Origin of the sequence: Rhodoferax sp. (genome assembly GCF_018063565.1) — a bacterium.
Taxonomy (GTDB): domain Bacteria; phylum Pseudomonadota; class Gammaproteobacteria; order Burkholderiales; family Burkholderiaceae_C; genus Rhodoferax.
In genome coordinates this window covers 1-2,604 of the sequence record NZ_JAGPBB010000191.1, presented here as the reverse complement: position 1 = coordinate 2,604, position 2,604 = coordinate 1, and the positions used below count along the sequence as shown (strand labels likewise).

Annotated in this window: 2 protein-coding genes and 1 pseudogene; all 3 read right to left on the bottom strand. The window is 59.2% G+C overall.

The features are described from left to right. Positions 1-1,378 (bottom strand): 23S rRNA (uracil(1939)-C(5))-methyltransferase RlmD (rlmD, locus tag KBF66_RS19495; protein ID WP_296661416.1); only part of this gene is annotated, 1,378 nt, incomplete at its 3' end. Positions 1,379-1,401: 23 nt separating this feature from the next. Next, positions 1,402-2,310, bottom strand: coding sequence for a peptidoglycan DD-metalloendopeptidase family protein (locus KBF66_RS19490; RefSeq protein WP_296661415.1), 909 nt, complete (start codon positions 2,308-2,310; stop codon positions 1,402-1,404). Between the two features lie 14 nt (positions 2,311-2,324). Further along, positions 2,325-2,604, bottom strand: a pseudogene (locus tag KBF66_RS19485) (protein-L-isoaspartate O-methyltransferase); the annotation flags it as partial.

Below are 2,604 nucleotides of genomic sequence, written 5' to 3'. Positions count from 1 at the left end.
TGACCACACCAGCTGCGGTGCAGCGATAGTCGGCCTGGTGCACCAGCAAACCGGCATCACGCGCCAGGGTTGACGGATTACAACTGACATACACAATGCGGCGCGGTGGACGCCAATCCGGGGCACCGATGGTTGGCTCGCCCTCATAAGTTCCCAGTGATTGCTGATGCAAGTCAGCCAGTGCGCGCACCAAGGCAAACGCGCCCTCGCGTGGCGGGTCGACCAGCCACCGGTCGGCACTGCCATCCCCCACCAGCATGGAAGGCGTCATTTCAAAGAGGTTCCTAGTTACAAATTCAGTAGCTGACAACTCCCTACTTGATTGGGCTAGAGCCTGATTTTCCTTAAAATTTTGGCGTGAACGCGCAACCAGCGCTTCACTGCCCTCCACACCTAGCACCTGGCGCGCCTGAGTGGCAATCGGCAAGGTGAAGTTACCCAGCCCACAAAACCAGTCGATCACCCGTTCGTGACGCTGTACCGCAAGCAGACGCAACGCACGCGACACCAGAACACGGTTGATGTACGGGTTCACCTGGGTGAAATCTGTGGGCTTGAACGGCATGGTGATGCCAAACTCGGGCAAGGTGTAACTCAGTACTTCGCCCCCTGTGTCAAGCAAATGCACGGTTTCCGGACCCTTGGGCTGCAGCCACCATTGGACACCTGGCTGGTCGGCGGCAAATGCCCGCAGGCGCGCCAGGTCGCCCACACTCAAGGGCTCCAGATGCCGCAGCACCAGCGCCGTCACCGAGTCACCGCAGGCCAACTCAATCTGCGGACAGGTTTCAACCGCATCCATCGACCCGATGAGGTCACGCAAAGGCAACAGCATGGCGTCAACATGGGGCGGCAGGATCGGGCAAACCTGCATATCGGCAACATAGCGGCTCTTGCGCTCGTGAAAACCGACCAGCACAACACCTTTCTTGCGAACAAATCGCACCGACAGCCGCGCGCGGAAACGGTAACCCCAGTTGGGCCCTTCGATCGGTCGCAGGATTTGTCCGGGCTTGACTTTGCCCAGGTGCCAAAGGTTATCCTCCAGCGCCCGCTGCTTGACGGCAACTTGTGCACTGGTGTGCAAATGCTGCATCTTGCAGCCACCACAGGCACCATTGTGCAAGCCGAAATGAGGGCATTGAGCGGCCACCCGCTGCGACGACGCTCGGTGCACTGCCGTAAGTGTGCCCTGTTCCCAGTTGTTTTTGTGCCGGTTGATGTTGGCGCTGACATACTCAAAAGGCAGGGCACCTTCGATAAAAACCACCTTGCCATCCGATTTGTGAGCGACACCCTGCGCGTCCAGGTCCAGCGACTCCACCCACAGCCAATCGGCAGGAATTGCCGCACTGTCTCGGCTGTCCGGGCTGTCCATATGGGTTCTAAGAGATGTATAGGCTATCGAGCGGGCAGGTACTTGACCGGATCAACCGGCTTGCCCTGGCGACGAACTTCAAAATGCAGTTTGACCCGGTCGGCGTCACTGTTGCCCATTTCGGCAATCTTCTGTCCTTTGATCACCGACTGGTCTTCCTTGACCAGCAAGGTCTGATTATGGGCGTACGCGGTCAAAAACACGTTGTCGTGCTTCAGGATGATCAAATTGCCATAACCACGTAAACCCGCTCCGACATAGACCACGCGTCCGTCCGCCGCCGCCAGCACCGGGTCACCGGCCGATCCGCCAAGATCCACACCCTTGTTTTTGACCTCATCAAAACCTGCCAGCACCGGACCGCTCGTTGGCCAGAGCCACTGGATGTCATTGTCGGGCGCCGCTTTGGCGGCCGGGGGTGTTGCACTTGCGGCCACGGCAGGCGCCAACGGTGTGCCGGCCACTGTACTGACCGAGGCTGACTGAGCGGCAGCACTGGCAACCACGCTGGGTCGGGTCACAGGCTTGACCAGCACCTCACTGCTGCCGGGTGGCACCACACGCAGCACTTGGCCCACCTCGATACGATTGGGGTTTTCCACCTGGCTCCAGCGTGCAATGTCCCGCATCGACTGGCCATTCTCAAGGGCAATACGCAACAAGGTATCACCCGACTTGACGGTGTAATAGCCAGGCTTTCCCGCATTTTCCCAGCCTTGCGGTTGTGATGCAGCAGGTAAATCGACCGGTGCTGACGGGCTTGGCGGTGTGACCGGGTTAACGCCAGGCGTCGCTGGTGTGGTAACCACAACGGGCCGACTGGCACGGTCCTCGACGGGTGCACGATTCAGACTTCTGCTGCTACAGGCCGCCAGGCTTACAGCCAATAGTGCAGCCAGCAAAGGCAATACAGGCACACGTTTCAAAAGCATCATTAAATTCCCCATCAAGCGACCCCGGATTTTAGAGGGACGAAATGAACTGCCTCCATCACGGTCTGACGCAATCCCTGCGATGTTTTGTCGATCACCACCAGAGCCTGTTGACGACCACCCGCGACCGCCACGGGCGATACCAGGCGCGCACCAACAGCGAGTTGATCTACCCAGGCCTGGGGCACCGCCTCGCCTCCAGCGGCTGCAATAATGCCTGCATAGGGAGCACCTTTGGCATAACCCGCCATGCCATCACCAAACAACAAATGCACGTTGGCCAGACGCAGGGGC